Source organism: Limosilactobacillus coleohominis, assembly GCF_016901675.1.
Taxonomy (GTDB): Bacteria; Bacillota; Bacilli; order Lactobacillales; family Lactobacillaceae; genus Limosilactobacillus; species Limosilactobacillus intestinavium.
In genome coordinates this window covers 1-212 of sequence record NZ_JACJKU010000232.1, presented here as the reverse complement: position 1 = coordinate 212, position 212 = coordinate 1, and the positions used below count along the sequence as shown (strand labels likewise).

Sequence of the window (212 nt, the reverse complement as noted above, 5' to 3'; positions counted from 1 at the left end):
GATCATGGTAAAGAGTTCGCTAACTATCAGACAATTGAACGGCAAACTGGTACTCCGGTTTATTTTGCCCATGCTTATTCACCACATGAACGCGGTAGTAATGAGAACCGTAACCGAGTTTTGCGACGATTTATTCCCAAGGGACAAGCTATTGAAGAGCTGAGCGATCGCCAGCTGGTTCAAATCAATTGGTATCTGAATTCCCGGCCACT

The 212-nt window shown here is 45.3% G+C and carries 1 protein-coding gene; it reads left to right on the top strand.

Annotated elements, in window-relative coordinates:
* The coding region (locus H5975_RS08640) for an IS30 family transposase (RefSeq protein WP_204785659.1) at positions 1-212 on the top strand (212 nt) is incomplete at both ends.